Genomic DNA, 13,544 nt, shown 5'->3' with positions numbered 1-13,544 from the left:
TCACGCCCGCGTCTCTCGCCGGATGGTTACGGATGTGGGCGGAACACACCGTTTCAAATCCGGACCCCGACAGGGTTTCCGCAATACTGCGCGCCGCTGGCGTATCACTACCGTCCCGCTCCCCCACCGAAAGCCGGGGAAGGGAACCCGTCTGGACAATGTGCCCCTGCGCATCAAGCCTGCTGACGACAAAGCATGTGCCCCCCATGACCGCAGCAGGTCCAAAGCGCTCTGCCAGAATATCAAGATGCTGCATGCCGTTGAGCAGCGGGACAATCCATGTCTGCGGTCCCGCCGCAGGCGCGAAATCGTCCATTGCCGCCATCAGGGAATAGGCTTTTACGCTGAGCAGGATGATGTCGTAGGGATCGTCAATCTCACCGGCCATCACCATCCGGGGGGTGATGGTGACGTTGCCAATGGAACTGATCAGGCACAGGTCCTCGGCACGGAGCTGCTGCAGGCGTCTTTCCCGCACCAGAAAGGTCACGTCATGCCCGGCGCTGGCCATGCGGGCGCCAAAATACCCACCCACCGCGCCCGCGCCGACAACAAGAATTCTGGAACCCATCACTCTGTTTCCTCGCTTTAGTCCGTCCTGACGTGTTGCGGTTGAAGGCGAGTTGAAGCGCTCTGGAGGCAGGGGTCAAGACAGGCTCAGAATCTCGACCTTCCCGGGTGCCGGGCCTTGATGCTGGCCTCGTCGATATAGGTCTCGACGACCTGGAGACTTTTATGTCGCGAGAAGCGCTTCAGTTCCAGAAGGTCATACCCGTCTTTTGCCCCTGTGGTGATGGCGCCACGGCGCAGGCTGTGCCCGCCAAAGTCCCCCTCAAGGTGGATGTCACCGCATCGTTTGCGGATGATGTCCGTGACCGCCCGGTCCGACAGGGCGTGCGGCCCGATCCTGGGCAGCACCCCGACGGGAGTAACTCCCGCCCTGTGACCCCGTGCGGACCAGATGCGGCGGAAGACGGGACCTTCCGCGATCCCGGCCTGCCGGAGCCAGACTTCGTACGCCAGAACCGGGCAGTTCCGGGTCAGGCCCCGCGGGATGCCGATCAGCGCGCCCTTGCGCTGGGGATCCCCCTTGGACCGGCCCAGCCGGATCTGCATGCCATCCTCGTCCATCGTGATGTCGTCCACTTTCAGTGCGGCAAGCTCGGAGCGTCGGAACGCGCCGGCAAAACCGAGGAGCAGAATGGCCCGGTCCCGCGCGCCGACCAGATCATGTGGACTGATGGTATCGACGACCCGGACCAGCCTGTCCCAGGTGAGCGCGGTTTTCTGGCGGGGCAGGGCCTCCTTGGCTTCCCGACGGATGCCGGCGAGGGTTGCGGTCACCATCGGGTGAGAGGTTGGCACGGCAATCTGCGCCAGGTGGTGCAGGTAGCGCAGGGCTGCACGGTGCAGGTCGATAGTGCTGGTCCTGCGCCCCTGCAGCGCCATGTCGGCCAGATAGGCGGCGACATCTTCGCCGCGGGCTGGCAGGGCGGGCAGGGTATGGCCAGCAGCCCACTGGCACCAGGATCGCACGGCGGCACGATAGGTGCGTAGCGTGTTCCCGGCCTTGCTGCGGTGCATATAGGCATCAGCCGCCTGACGGGCGGTGGCAAGGCGGCCATCATGTTCGGGTACAGGTTGCGTCGAGACGACGGAAAACCATTGCGCGACGGTAGCTGCCGGCTGGCCGACGGGTGCAGGAGGCGCTGCGTCTGACGTCTCGGGACAGGACCCTACGGACTGGAGCGGTCGGAACCAGGCCAGGAAGCTGGGCGTGCCGTCATCAATTTCCAGTCCGACGGCCAGTTCAAACCCCGATGGGGCATTGCCAACATGGTCCTGAGCCATCTGCTGGGCAGCCGACGCATATGGCACGCCCTGGGCGAGGGGGATATCCGGGGAATAGCTACCGTCCGGCAATTCGATGCCCGCCAGAAGCAGGGGCAGGGGCGGGGTGAACCGCGCGGTCGAGAGGATTTCGCGCCAGCGCGCCGGGTCCTGTGTCTCGGCCAGACGCTGTCGTGTCAAATGGTCAACGCGGGCGTGCAGCGCGGCCTGCGCGCGCCTGCTGGAGCCGAGGATGCGGATGTCGCTCAGCATGACCGGCTTTCCCGGTCCGAAGACCCCTGGGTGCAGAAAAGGTGACCGGGGTCGCCCCTGCCTCTTTTCCGCTGGCCCGGCCTAGGCTGGGCGATCGGTTCGGCAGGACAGAGCCGACCGCTACGCGGGCAGCAGGGGAGGGGCAGACAGGCAGGTAGGGTGGAAAGGCTCTGGAACAAGCGCATTTTGGGATTTTTGTCGAAATGCCTCATGAATGGGAACAGAAATCCTATTTTACCAACCACCTATTTGGCACCGTCCAGTTAATCGTGGCAGAAAATGCTATCCAGCGCGGTCGGGAGCTCTGTCAGATTATCCGCGTCCATAAGCAGCGACCTTGAAGGTTTTTTCGTGGCTGAACAGTAAACTACATGTTTGTCAGAGACGAAGAGAATACCGGGCATACCGGTTTTCTCCTGTCCGAATAAGAGCATCAAGCGCCACCAGATCAACCAGATCACGCGTCGCCGTGGCAGACGTCGCCCCTGTAATCGACCGATAATTCTGGGCACTCAGGCCACCTTGAAAACCATCAGGCCCTTCTGCCAGCATTCGAAGCAGGGCCTTCTCCTGACGAATGTTCAGTTTTCCGCGTAAGCGATCCAGAAACCGCGTTTTCTCAATAAGAAACCGGATGTTCCGAAGCGTGCGGGATTGCGCCTCCAACACGACCTGAGAGAACCAGACCATCCAGTTCTCTATCTGGTTCGTCTTGCTGGCCCGATGCAGTTCGAGATAATACGCTTTCTTGTATGTATTGATGGTCGCGGCCAACGCCGTCAGCGTTGGGGCTGCGAGGGTTTGCGCCAATGCTTTTTCAGCAATAGCCCGTCCGATGCGACCATTTCCATCTTCAAAGGGATGAATGGTCTCAAACCACAGATGCGCAATCGCAGCCCGCTCAATCGCGGGCAAGGGGTCGATCCCGCCTGGGGCGGTCCTGTTAAACCAGCCGATAAACTGCGCCATCTCCGAAGGGACGCTTCGAGATGGCGGGGCTTCGAAGTGGATGTGCGGCGCATGGATGGGGCCGGAGATAATCTGCATTGCCTCGGCATGCGTCCGATATCTGCCAATGACATCCAGATCTCGCCGACCGTTCATGAGCATGGCATGCCACTCAAAGAGACTCTGGTCAGTCAAAGGGGCCGCATAATGCCGATAGAGGTCCGCCATCAATTCAGCGGCCCCAGCCTCAGTTGGCGTAGAACGTCGCCTGTCTGTGGCGAAGCCAAGGTGTCGCGCAATCGACGATTGCACACTGGCCCGATCAAGCTCCTCGCCTTCAATAGCGGAGCTCTCGACCGTTTCTTGCGACATGAGTTGAACGACAAGATGCTGATTGGCGTCTTTGTCCAGATGCTGCATCGCACCGACGACCACGCCTGAACCTTTCAGGAACTCCGTTTCGGCGTCTCGCAGACAGCTTTTCTCGAAGTGAAAATGTGGCCAGTCCGGAAGCTGCCAATTCCAAAGCATGATTGATATCCCAAGGCTCTATCAATCATTCTATCGCATTTTTATGATTGATAGAAGTCTAATCTATCGATCCTTCGGCGTGACGGATTATGCTGCGTATGAACCCAGAGTGGCCCGCAGCATTCCATAATGTTCACTAAGACGGGCATCATATCCGCCGTTTTCTGATGAAGGCGAGATATTCCCAACAGTAGATAAATGGTGCGGATCTGGTTCGCTCTTCCACGCAATCTGGACCGAAGCGGGACATTCATCCCGGATCGTCAATGCGAGGAGAAACTTTTGTCGAGCCATATGCATTGACCAGGCATCTGCCTGCGCATCGTACCGGCATAGGCCGGATGAGGCCACGGCCTCCTTTTCGGTGAAGCAATGGACAGCATGGCCGATGGCGAGAAACTGCCACGGGGCAGGGCTGCCGTACATTTCGGTCAGGAAGCCGTCAAACTGGGAGCTGGTCGAGGTATCATCCGCCCCGTTCATGGCAAGAACCCGTGCCCGGATCGCATGTGCCAGGGCGGGATTATCCGTCGAGAGATTGCCGTGGAACGCGACCACGGCTGCGATCTCCGGACCGGACCGCGCGAGATCCAGCACGGCCGCGCCGCCGAAGCAATAACCGATGGCGCAAGATGGGTCGTGTCGATTGGTGCCTGCGATACAAACGACCTGAACTGTGCCAGGGCAAAGGCCACGCGACGGCGCATCATGGAACGGTCAGCGAGCAGAAGGGGGATATGGCATCGCGTGCGCCAGCGGCGTCTTTCGGGCGGATCGCGGCGGCATACATATCCGTCAGCAGGATCACGTAGCGTTGCCCTGCGATGTCCTCGGCCTTGCGGATCACGCTCTCGTTGACGCATGAACCATGCGGGCACCATCAGGAGACCCGACCGCCGCGCGGCAGTCGTGTCGTCGTAGATTAGGACGCAGTCATAACGCGCGCCCTCGAACGTCTACGAAACTGGCCTGTCGACCATGCGGGCACGCGCATGCCCGGAAATAAGGAACGGCAATGCGGCAATGACGAGCGGACGCAAACGGATCATTGACGTTTCTCTTTCGGTTATGGGACGGGCGAGGGGCAGGTCAGATTATCGCATATGCTGTTTTGCGCTCAACCATTGACGGAGTAAAGCTGTCAGGAGATCGCCATAACGGACCAGAATGAGTGTTTTCTTCAGCCCTGTCCGGGATGGACAGGGGGCTTGGCGGGACAAGTCGACGGCGCCCCGTGGGGAGAGGAAAGCAACGCGAGGTTTTCAGTCCAGAGAGTTTTTTGCAGTGGCGTCATCCAAGCATAGCGGGCTGGGGGAGGCTGCTGCCTGGAAGCACTGATGATGCGTAACCGAATTAAGGGTACTTTTTCGCATTAATAAGGATCATTTTTCTCCTGATTAAGGGGAACCTGAATCGGAGAGGATCGCGGAAAACCTGACATTCTCCTTATTAAGGGCCTTTCGATAAAATTAGCAGGAATTTCCAGATTTGTCATACTTCCGACAAGATAACTTATCGGAAGTAGGGTTTTGATTGGTCGGATTTTGCCTGGCGGGGAAGGGAGGAAGCATAAAGTCCGGGAAACCGCGCCTTTCAGGATTAATCGGGCGCTTTTTCGTTCTCCAAAACCCATTAACATGATACGATGTATTATATGAAGTGCAAACGCCTTAATATGGTCAGAGTCAGGTGGCGCAGTTGCCCGCTGAGGATGGGCAGGCTGCCCTCTTCGAAAGCCCATTCGGGATCGGCCCGCAGGGCGTGCGGGCTGGAAAACTGCGGATCCGATCAGAATGGCTGAGACCGGCCGATTGCTGCAGGCGGCGCGGCCACCGACCGGCCTGTCGCCTGCTACGGCACGGGCCTACGCAGCGTCGTGGCGCGCCTTTGTCGGGACCCAGACAGTCGGCCTCTGTTTTCCGGTCGGCCCTGCCGCGGTGGCAGCGTGGCTGGACGCCCGGGCCAAGGCCGGGCGGCCGCGGCAGAGCCTGGTGGTGGATCGCGCGGCGCTGACAGCGTGGTGTGCCGCCAATGGCGAGGGGCTTGATGTTGCCCTGCCCGCTACGCGGGTGCGCCAGACCGGGGCCGGGGTCGATGTGGCTTCCCTGCTGGCCGCCGTGCGACGCTGCGGGCCCGACCTGTCCGGCCTGCGCGACCGGGCTTTGCTGCTGCTGGCGGCAGCGCTGGACATCGGTGCCGAGGCACTGGCCCGTCTGACCATCGAAGATATCACCGACACGACGGACGGCATGACCGTCGCCCTGCTACGGCCCCGGTCCGGGCGGCACCAGTTGCGCCGGTTGCGACGGCGCCGGGATCTGGCCGTCTGTCCGGTGCGGTCCTGGGCCGCCTGGCGCGATGCCGCGCAACTGCGCTGGGGGGCGGCGTTCCGGGGGATCGACGTCCATGGCACCGTCGGGGATCCGCTCTCGGTGCCCGGGATCCGGTTCGTGCTGGACCGGGCGCTGGGGCGCCTGGACCGTCCGGCTCACCGGGCGCGGCGGACAAAATCGGGGTCCCCGCCAGAGTCCTCAGTCCGGACGCCAACGCGTCAACGCATGCTGAGACCGACCCCGGACTGGATCCGGACAACGCTGACGGTAAGCGGTCCGGTAGACGAAGTGGCCCGGTTCCGGGCGGCGGCCCGGGGTCCGGGGATCATTCCCTGGCAGGTGGATTTTGACTACGAACAGGCCCGCCTGCTGGTGCCGATGGCGGGGAGGGGGGCGCAGGCGGTGACGCTGGCCCGTCTGCTGCGGCAGGCGTCCGAGCGCGTGCATCGGATCGCCCTGCAGCACCAGGCGGCGGGCACGCCCGCCTGTGCCTTTGACCTGCACCGGCTGGTGCCTGTTCCCGGTCCCCTTCTGGAAGCCGGGTCGGACTCCCGCGCGGCGGCGGCTTGGCTGCGAGCGCATTGGGGCACGCTGCTGCCGTTGCGTCGGGTGGAGGTCGAAGCCCCGCGCGACCAGCGCGTCCGCCGCAGCGCCCGGCTGGTCTACCGCTTCTGGTCGGCGGAATGGACGCCATGGCAGGCGCTGGAGCGGGTGCGGACGGACTGGCCAGAGCTGGTGTTCGACATCCGGCCGCAATACGCGCGGGCTGATGCCGAGAAGACCGCCAATGCTGCCTGACGAGGAAGACTGGGGTGATCCGCCGCGCCGGCGGCCGCGCCCGGCGGTGCCCGAGTTCCATGTCGAGGGGTTTGACGGGCCGCTGGACCTGCTGCTGGATCTGGCGGAACGCCAGCGTCTGGATCTGGGCGTGCTGTCCATTGCAGATCTGGCGGCCCAGTTTGTCGCTGAGGCGGAGCGGTTGGCCTGCACGACGCCGCTCATGCAGCGTGCGGACTGGGTGATCTGGATCGCCCGGCTGGTCTTCCTGCGCTCGCGGCTGCTGTTTGCCACCCAGGCAGAAAAACAGCTTGCCGAAAATGAAGCGCGCCGGACCGTCGGCCAGATTGAAGGGCTGTTGCAGATGCGCGCAGCGGCAGACTGGCTGGAAGCGAAGCCACAGCTTGGCGTGTCGGTTTTTACGCGGGGCGGAACAGACGTGGATCGTAGTGATTCTGTACGGCAGGGGACGTATTTCAGTCTGATGGAAGCCTGTCTCAGTGTACTGGAGCGGGAACTGGCGCAGATTGAGTTCTCGGTTCCGATCTATCGGATTGATGTGCCTGCCTACTGGCGTGTGACCGATGCATTGGCCTTTATCCGAGCGAAAATGAGAAACGGAGCTTTCCGAAGCATATGGGACTGTGTTCCTGCGACGCCGTTTGCTGAGCCTGAGGGATTAATCGCTCGTCGAGCGGCTGTAGCTGCGACATTTGTGGCTGGGCTGGAATTGGTGCGGCAGGGAGACGCATCGATCGATACGGTCGTGTTTCCCATGGCATGATGTTAGCGATTGCAGACTCTTTGGAATGAGCGGGACAACGCCACGATGGAATGGTGTGCACGGCAGCCGAAGGCAGCACAAGCGCAGCGATATGCCGCTCTGCAACGTAGCGGAAGCCTTTTCCCTGTTCTAGAGAATTTCCTGGCTTTCGTTGCATCCTATGACCTCAAAGAGGTCCGCATCTGGGGCAATGGTGCCGCGTTGACAATATGTTGCTGGCCGAACTGTACCGCCGCCTCAAGCTGCGCGTGTCGTGGCAGTTCTTCAATGACCGTTGCTTCCGACTACTCACTCTCTGATGGCCACCTGAAAGAGATCGAGAATATCTTCGAGTGCGAAGATTCCATTAAGATTCATCCTGGCAGCTTCCGATAGTTTTGGAATGGCACGTTCGAAGATTGCCAGATTGATTTCCTCGTTCAATCGGGAGGGATAGAGAATACCGTCAGGTTTGGCAGGATGGTTATGGAGTGCGAGTGACCATTGGCGCGCGGGACGCTGGTCCGATCCGCCGACTACATCACTGGGAATGCCCATCCTTAAGGGATTGTCGCTCCGCAGATCGACAACCCGCAAATCAGTGACCACCACGATCTCCGCATAATCACGGTCGGTGATTTCCTGCTCGGCGAGCAGAAGCTCTCCGATTACGCCATCACGACTGTCGCGCAGGATGGCTTCCACGAAACAAACCTTCAGGGTGCTGCCGACATAAAGAACCCCAAACCGCTCAGGTGGTGGCAGATCCCTAGGATCGCTGAACCGGCTCTCGTTCTTGCCGAAACCCAGAGTGTCCGAAAACCGCCGCAACAGGACGCGCCCATAACGGGTACCGGCTGGTACTGTTGTCACAACGAGGTCAGCTTGGTCGAAGTTGCTGGGGGGTAGGCTTGCGGACGACATTTACGCGAAGGTGCCCTCGGCGATACTGGCCGCGACCGAGAGGACGCGTTTATCTTCTCCTTTCTCCAAGGCCGCGATTGCAGTCCGTCCTTCGAGTTCAGGGTGCTTTTGGGTGAGGAACCGGTAAATGGTCCACGGACTGTCGCCAAGCGCGGTAAACAGGTTCGGGATGATAGCGAACGGACGACCGTCGCGATCGAGTTGCCAGGCCGGGTAACGATAACCGCGTGTCGGGCCTTCGAGGCCGATCAGTTGGCGAGCGTGCCGACGGGCATTCACCGTGACACGGGTTGTTCCCATGCGCCGCGCCAGTTCTTCCGCCGTCACCATATCCTCATGGGCAAGAATGCTGGCGGCCAGCGCCTCGCCACGCGCCTTCGCGCGCGCCAGACCGCTACCGGACGTGCGCTCCGCCGCCTGTGTGCCTGCAATGTCCTGATTCTCTGGAGGATGCACAATCCGGACTGTACCTTCGGGCGTGACTTCGACTGAAAAGCGGACGCCACGTCCTGTTTTCCGGGTCTCCGCCAGCGCGTGGCCGAGATTTTCGATTACAGAGCGTGCTGTTCCCACCTGTCTGGCGACAGATGTCAGCGCAGTGCGTCCGACAGGAATGGAAACGGGTTGCACGCCGCGTGCGCTGAGAACCACAGCGCCGCTACGCGTTTTCGCCGCAAGACGGCGCGATTTTGTGGTGAAAGAGGATGCAGTTGCTCGGGGCATGGCGTATCTCCTGCCGTTATCCTCCTCATTTTCGATAAATCTGTCAAGTCCGATAAGTTCGTAAAGGTATGGCGTTTAACGTCATGCTTTCATGACCTGTTAGCAGCCTGTCAGTTGTCCAGAATTTCCAGGGCTGGAAGGTTCTTCACAATCTTCATGGTTTCCAGGCTGATCGTGATGACACGCAGGAACAGGTCCAGCGGATAGCGGGGGTCGTTCATGGTTTCGATGGCCCAGTTATTGGCATCATTGACGATACCGCTGGCCTTGTCGGTCTTCACGCATTGACGTTCTACGACCCAGTCGAGGGCAGGCTTGCCGTTCACCACGTAGTCGTAGGCTTCCAGAGGGATACCTGTGATAGTGATGCGGTCATTGTAATGCAGGATGGTTTTGTTCTTGCCCTTGCCGTATTTCATCTGTGTCACCCGATAGTTGTCAGGTGACAGTGATCCTTTGCCGTAGTCAATCTCCACGCCTTCATAGATGGGCTGGCTATCAAAATTTACGTGCATTTCGCCCGGTAATCCCCCCATAAAAAGAGTGGCTTTTGAATGAGAATTTTCTCAGCGTAAGAATTGAGGAGATTCTGATGAAGAGTGATCGCTTTACTGACGCACAGATCATGGGTGTGATCCGCCAGGCTGAGGGCGGTGTTTCGGTTCCTGACCTGTGCCGGGAGCATGGGATCAGCAACGCCACGTTTTACCGGTGGCGCGCGAAATATGGCGGCATGGATGCTTCGATGATCAGTCAGATGAAGGCTCTGGAAGAGGAGAACCGTCGGCTGAAGCGCATGTATGCGGATTTGAGCATGCAGACGGATATCCTGAAGGAAGCCCTTGGAAAAAAATGAAGCGGCCAGCCCAGCGCCGGGAACTGGCCGCACAGGCTGTGGCGCATCATGGGGTCAGCATTGCGCTGGCCTGTCGGATTTTTGGGATATCCGAGACCTGCTTTCGCTATCGTCCGCGACTGGCAGCGGAGAACGACAGGATTGCCGATCTTCTTGTGGGACTGACCCAGGCTCACAGGAGATGGGGATTTGGTCTGTGTTTCCTGTATCTGCGCAATGTGCAGGGACAGCTCTGGAATCATAAGCGGGTTTATCGGATCTATCGGGAACTGGAACTCAACCTGCGGATTAAACCCCGCAGGCGTCTGGTTCGCGAAAAGCCAGAAAAGCTGTCGGTTCCAGCCCTTCCCAACACGGTCTGGTCTATGGACTTCATGGCGGACAGACTTTTGGATGGACGTGCTTTTCGGCTCCTGAACATTCTGGATGACTTCAATCGTGAAGGACTGGCGATTGAGGTTGATTTTTCCCTGCCAGCCTGTCGGGTTGTCCGCTATCTGGAACAGGTTATGGAGTGGCGTGGCAGACCAGAAGCTATCCGAATGGATAATGGCCCTGAATATGTCAGTCATACGTTGGTTTCATGGGCCGAAAAACAGGGGATTACCCTGATCTATACGCAACCGGGTAATCCGCAGCAGAACGCCTATATTGAACGCTACAACAGAACTGTCCGGCAGGAATGGCTGGAGCAGTATTTGTTTGAAAGCATTCAGGACGTGCAGGAGGTCGCAACACAATGGCTCTGGACATATAACCATGACAGACCCAACATGGGGAACAGCGGGCTAACCCCCGCCCAGAAACTAAAAACAGCTGCCTGAATTCTCATTCAATGCCCCACTAAAAATGGGGGGATTACCATATGATCGCGGTGCGGATTGGCCCGGATATGCGGATGGCTGTTGTTGCATCCCCAAAATACTTCAAGCAACACCCTTTGCCACAATCACCTCACGACCTGATGGAGCATAATTGCATTAATGTCCGGCTGCCGACTTACGGGGGTATTTTTCCGTGGGATCTGGAAAAGGACGGGCAGGACGTGAATGTGCGGGTTGAAGGCCAACTTGTATTCAACAATCTGGCCCTGCGGGTGAAATCCGCGCTTGATGGGCTGGGGATTGCCTATCTTCCTGAGGACACAGTGCTGCCGTATATCAAGTCAAAGAGGTTGGTGCGAGTTCTGGAAGACTGGTGCCCAACGTTTCCAGGCTATCACTTGTATTATCCGAGCCGGAAGCATGCACCAGCTTTATCTCTTCTGGTCGAGAAGCTCCGCTATTCTTCCGGCTAAATACAAGTATTCCCTCTCAATGGGTTTGTGGTACCGAACCCTACGAACGTAGGGCCCTGTCAGGAAAAGCAAGATTCATTCAGAAAGATTGCGCCATAGGTCGATATGCCCTTCGCGGGCATATTGGTCGATCAGCTTTAGCTCTTCGGAGCTAAAGGACAGATTTTTTAGGGCATCCAGTGAGTCGTCCAATTGCTGGACATTACGCGCACCAATGAGTGCCGATGTCACTCGGGCGTCACGCAGAATCCAGGCAATGGCCATTTGCGCGAGAGACTGCCCGCGTTTTTGGGCGATATTATTCAAAGAACGGACGTGCGCGATATTTTCTTCCGAGAGCATTGTCTTGGCAAAAGAATCGCCTACCGCTGCGCGTGAATTCTCGGGGGTGCCATTGAGGTACTTATTCGTCAAAAGTCCCTGCGCCAAAGGAGAAAAGGCGATACAACCCACACCAAGTTTCTCAAGTGTATCAAGGAGCTCGACTTCAACCCAGCGGTTGAGCATGGAATAAGATGGTTGGTGAATGAGTAGCGGCACACCTTCAGATTTCAGAATGGCCGCTGCCTGTTTTGTTCGCTCCGGTCCATAGGACGAAATACCGACATAGAGCGCCTTACCCTGCCGATGCATCTGCACCAGAGCCCCCATCGTTTCTTCCAGCGGCACATCCGGTGTCGGGCGATGCGAGTAGAAAATATCGACGTAATCAAGCTCCATTCTTTGAAGGCTTTGGTCGAGCGAAGCCAGCAGGTATTTGCGTGATCCACCATTTCCGTAAGGACCGGGCCACATATCCCACCCAGCTTTTGATGAAATGATCATTTCATCACGGTGAGCCGCAAAATCCTTTTTCAGGATCGTGCCAAAATTCTCCTCGGCAGAGCCATACGGCGGTCCATAGTTGTTGGCCAGATCGAAGTGAGTAACGCCGCGATCAAAAGCGCGCCTGATCACGGCGCGCCCCGTCTCAAATACGTCGACACCCCCAAAGTTGTGCCAAAGACCAAGGGAAATGGGCGGCAGGTCAAGGCCAGATCGGCCACAGCGACGGAAGGTCGCTGTTTCATAACGGGAGGGATCTGGTGTCCAGGTCATGGGGCTTTCCTTTTTACCCGTGTCGGGATGCGTTATGCTGGTTTCAGTCGAACCGGGATAATGGAGCATGGTTTAGATGTGGCAAGACGTGCCTGGCGAAGAGGTCGCATTCACTCTGATGTGGGTATCCTGACAGAATGAAGGCTTCCATCCCTAGATCCTGATAGACGCGTAGCTTGGCAAGAATCTGGTCAGGGGTGCCTACCAGGGCTGCGCCACACCCGGAGCGTGCTCGGCCAACGCCTGTCCATAGAATGTCTTCCACATAACCTTCGCTATCGGCACGATCCCGAAGCTCGCCTTGACGGAGAACGCCAGCAGTGATGGCATCCAACGAGCGGTTTCGGATGCTGGCTCCGGTAGAAGTATCCAGGTGGGAAACAAGTCGGGTCGCTGCTGTGCGGGCTTCGGCTTCGGTATCCCGGACGATGATATGGACACGGTAGCCGAATTTCAGCTTACGCCCGTGCCGTGCCGCACGGGCGCGCATGTCAGTGACAACGTTTCGAACCCCTTCTAGTGTATCAGGCCACATCAGATACACATCCGCTGCTGCCGCCGCTGTCTCACGCGCCGCATCGGAGAGGCCGCCAAAATAGAACAGAGGTGACTTCCCGCCATAGCCTTGCAGGCGAGGCGGAGCGACCGAGAATTTGTAGAACTCTCCGTCAGCGTTGACGGACTGACCGTTCAAGAGCGCTCGTAGAATGTGCATGTATTCGAGCGTACGTCTGTAGCGTGGCGCACTTTCCAGCGTTTCTCCAGGCAGATCAGACGAGATGATATTGATGTCAAGCCGACCTTCAGCCATCTGGTCGAGAGTGGCGATTTGTCTTGCTTGCTGAGGCGGCCAAACTTCTCCGCAGCGAATGGCTGTCAGAAGTTTCAGGCGTCGCAGTATGGGGGCCATGCCACCGGCGAAAGCGATCGTGTCCAATCCAAGACTATATCCAGACGGAAGCAGGATGCGGTCAAAGCCTCCTTTCTCAGCGCCGAGCACGATATTTCGGCAATGCTCCCATGAGGATTGGAGTGCTGCGTCTGGAACGCCGAGAAACTCGTAGTCATCATCACACAGGGCGGAAAACCAACTCACTTCACTCGATGGGTTTGGGTCCGGGGTGGCCTGCATTCAAGGAAATCCTTATTCACTAAAAATAATGTTATATGACAATTTACCACTTTTTGATA

General features: G+C 58.5%; 13 protein-coding genes and 1 pseudogene. 4 read left to right on the top strand and 10 right to left on the bottom strand.

The genetic code is table 11. The features are described 5' to 3' along the window. Window positions 1–31 precede the first annotated feature (31 nt). From LDL32_RS08995 to LDL32_RS08975, 5 genes and pseudogenes are all read right to left on the bottom strand, one after another. Window positions 32–571, bottom strand: a pseudogene (locus LDL32_RS08995) (2-dehydropantoate 2-reductase N-terminal domain-containing protein); the annotation flags it as partial. An 86-nt stretch (window positions 572–657) separates the two neighbouring features. Next, on the bottom strand, window positions 658–2,103 hold the full coding sequence (locus tag LDL32_RS08990; protein WP_233066090.1) for a tyrosine-type recombinase/integrase: 1,446 nt from the start codon (window positions 2,101–2,103) through the stop codon (window positions 658–660). Between the two features lie 378 nt (window positions 2,104–2,481). Further along, a complete protein-coding gene (locus LDL32_RS08985) occupies window positions 2,482–3,582 on the bottom strand; it encodes a Fic family protein (RefSeq protein ID WP_233066088.1) in 1,101 nt (366 codons plus the stop codon). Window positions 3,583–3,669: 87 nt separating this feature from the next. Then, a complete protein-coding gene (locus LDL32_RS08980) occupies window positions 3,670–4,179 on the bottom strand; it encodes a dienelactone hydrolase family protein (protein ID WP_233066086.1) in 510 nt (169 codons plus the stop codon). Window positions 4,180–4,288: 109 nt separating this feature from the next. Then, window positions 4,289–4,429: a hypothetical protein gene (locus LDL32_RS08975; RefSeq protein WP_199858430.1), complete on the bottom strand. Its 141-nt coding sequence runs from the start codon at window positions 4,427–4,429 to the stop codon at window positions 4,289–4,291. A gap of 946 nt (window positions 4,430–5,375) precedes the next feature. Between LDL32_RS08975 and LDL32_RS08970 the strand changes: the two genes are divergently transcribed. Both LDL32_RS08970 and LDL32_RS08965 read left to right on the top strand, forming a co-directional pair. Continuing rightward, a complete protein-coding gene (locus LDL32_RS08970) occupies window positions 5,376–6,713 on the top strand; it encodes a transposase (protein WP_233066084.1) in 1,338 nt (445 codons plus the stop codon). Then, window positions 6,703–7,476: a ScpA family protein gene (locus LDL32_RS08965; RefSeq protein ID WP_233066082.1), complete on the top strand. Its 774-nt coding sequence runs from the start codon at window positions 6,703–6,705 to the stop codon at window positions 7,474–7,476. The genes LDL32_RS08970 and LDL32_RS08965 overlap by 11 nt, the downstream gene beginning before the upstream one ends. A 288-nt stretch (window positions 7,477–7,764) precedes the next feature. On the opposite strand, the gene LDL32_RS08960 is transcribed toward LDL32_RS08965, so the two are convergent. The 3 genes from LDL32_RS08960 to LDL32_RS08950 all read right to left on the bottom strand — a co-directional run bounded on the left by LDL32_RS08960 (window position 7,765) and on the right by LDL32_RS08950 (window position 9,617). Then, entirely contained in the window at window positions 7,765–8,379 is a 615-nt protein-coding gene (locus LDL32_RS08960; RefSeq protein ID WP_233066080.1) for an RES family NAD+ phosphorylase, read from the bottom strand. Beyond that, window positions 8,380–9,102 (bottom strand): hypothetical protein, encoded by a 723-nt coding sequence (locus LDL32_RS08955; RefSeq protein ID WP_233066078.1) that lies wholly within the window; start codon window positions 9,100–9,102, stop codon window positions 8,380–8,382. It lies immediately after the preceding gene. Between the two features lie 110 nt (window positions 9,103–9,212). Then, the gene (locus LDL32_RS08950) at window positions 9,213–9,617 is read right to left on the bottom strand and encodes a type ISP restriction/modification enzyme (protein ID WP_233066076.1); all 405 of its coding nucleotides are present in this window, start codon (window positions 9,615–9,617) and stop codon (window positions 9,213–9,215) included. Window positions 9,618–9,694: 77 nt separating this feature from the next. Here LDL32_RS08950 and LDL32_RS08945 point away from each other — a divergent pair. Beyond that, a protein-coding gene (locus tag LDL32_RS08945; RefSeq protein ID WP_085948214.1) for an IS3 family transposase occupies window positions 9,695–10,782 on the top strand; the annotation gives its coding sequence in 2 pieces (ribosomal slippage) (window positions 9,695–9,956 and window positions 9,956–10,782; 1,089 coding nt in all). A gap of 41 nt (window positions 10,783–10,823) precedes the next feature. Beyond that, on the top strand, window positions 10,824–11,255 hold the full coding sequence (locus LDL32_RS08940; protein ID WP_010516772.1) for a LysR substrate-binding domain-containing protein: 432 nt from the start codon (window positions 10,824–10,826) through the stop codon (window positions 11,253–11,255). A gap of 75 nt (window positions 11,256–11,330) precedes the next feature. Here LDL32_RS08940 and mgrA read toward each other — a convergent pair whose 3' ends face one another. Beyond that, the gene (mgrA, locus tag LDL32_RS08935) at window positions 11,331–12,353 is read right to left on the bottom strand and encodes an L-glyceraldehyde 3-phosphate reductase (protein WP_130732869.1); all 1,023 of its coding nucleotides are present in this window, start codon (window positions 12,351–12,353) and stop codon (window positions 11,331–11,333) included. A gap of 43 nt (window positions 12,354–12,396) precedes the next feature. Then, the gene (locus tag LDL32_RS08930) at window positions 12,397–13,485 is read right to left on the bottom strand and encodes an LLM class flavin-dependent oxidoreductase (protein ID WP_010516776.1); all 1,089 of its coding nucleotides are present in this window, start codon (window positions 13,483–13,485) and stop codon (window positions 12,397–12,399) included. Between the last annotated feature and the right edge of the window lie 59 nt (window positions 13,486–13,544).

It is taken from the genome of Komagataeibacter sp. FNDCF1 (assembly GCF_021295335.1).
Classification (GTDB): domain Bacteria; phylum Pseudomonadota; class Alphaproteobacteria; order Acetobacterales; family Acetobacteraceae; genus Komagataeibacter.
The sequence above is the reverse complement of the archived record's forward strand: the minus strand, read 5'-3'. Positions and strand labels throughout refer to the sequence as shown.

Bases quoted from the DNA above. Each gene is read 5' to 3' on its own strand.
- LDL32_RS08970 (WP_233066084.1), top strand. From the start codon at position 5,376: ATGGCTGAGACCGGCCGATTGCTGCAGGCGGCGCGGCCACCGACCGGC.
- LDL32_RS08965 (WP_233066082.1), top strand. From the start codon at position 6,703: ATGCTGCCTGACGAGGAAGACTGGGGTGATCCGCCGCGCCGGCGGCCG.
- LDL32_RS08930 (WP_010516776.1), bottom strand. From the start codon at position 13,485: ATGCAGGCCACCCCGGACCCAAACCCATCGAGTGAAGTGAGTTGGTTT.
- LDL32_RS08955 (WP_233066078.1), bottom strand. From the start codon at position 9,102: ATGCCCCGAGCAACTGCATCCTCTTTCACCACAAAATCGCGCCGTCTT.
- LDL32_RS08985 (WP_233066088.1), bottom strand. From the start codon at position 3,582: ATGCTTTGGAATTGGCAGCTTCCGGACTGGCCACATTTTCACTTCGAG.
- mgrA (WP_130732869.1), bottom strand. From the start codon at position 12,353: ATGACCTGGACACCAGATCCCTCCCGTTATGAAACAGCGACCTTCCGT.
- LDL32_RS08960 (WP_233066080.1), bottom strand. From the start codon at position 8,379: ATGTCGTCCGCAAGCCTACCCCCCAGCAACTTCGACCAAGCTGACCTC.
- LDL32_RS08950 (WP_233066076.1), bottom strand. From the start codon at position 9,617: ATGCACGTAAATTTTGATAGCCAGCCCATCTATGAAGGCGTGGAGATT.
- LDL32_RS08940 (WP_010516772.1), top strand. From the start codon at position 10,824: ATGATCGCGGTGCGGATTGGCCCGGATATGCGGATGGCTGTTGTTGCA.
- LDL32_RS08990 (WP_233066090.1), bottom strand. From the start codon at position 2,103: ATGCTGAGCGACATCCGCATCCTCGGCTCCAGCAGGCGCGCGCAGGCC.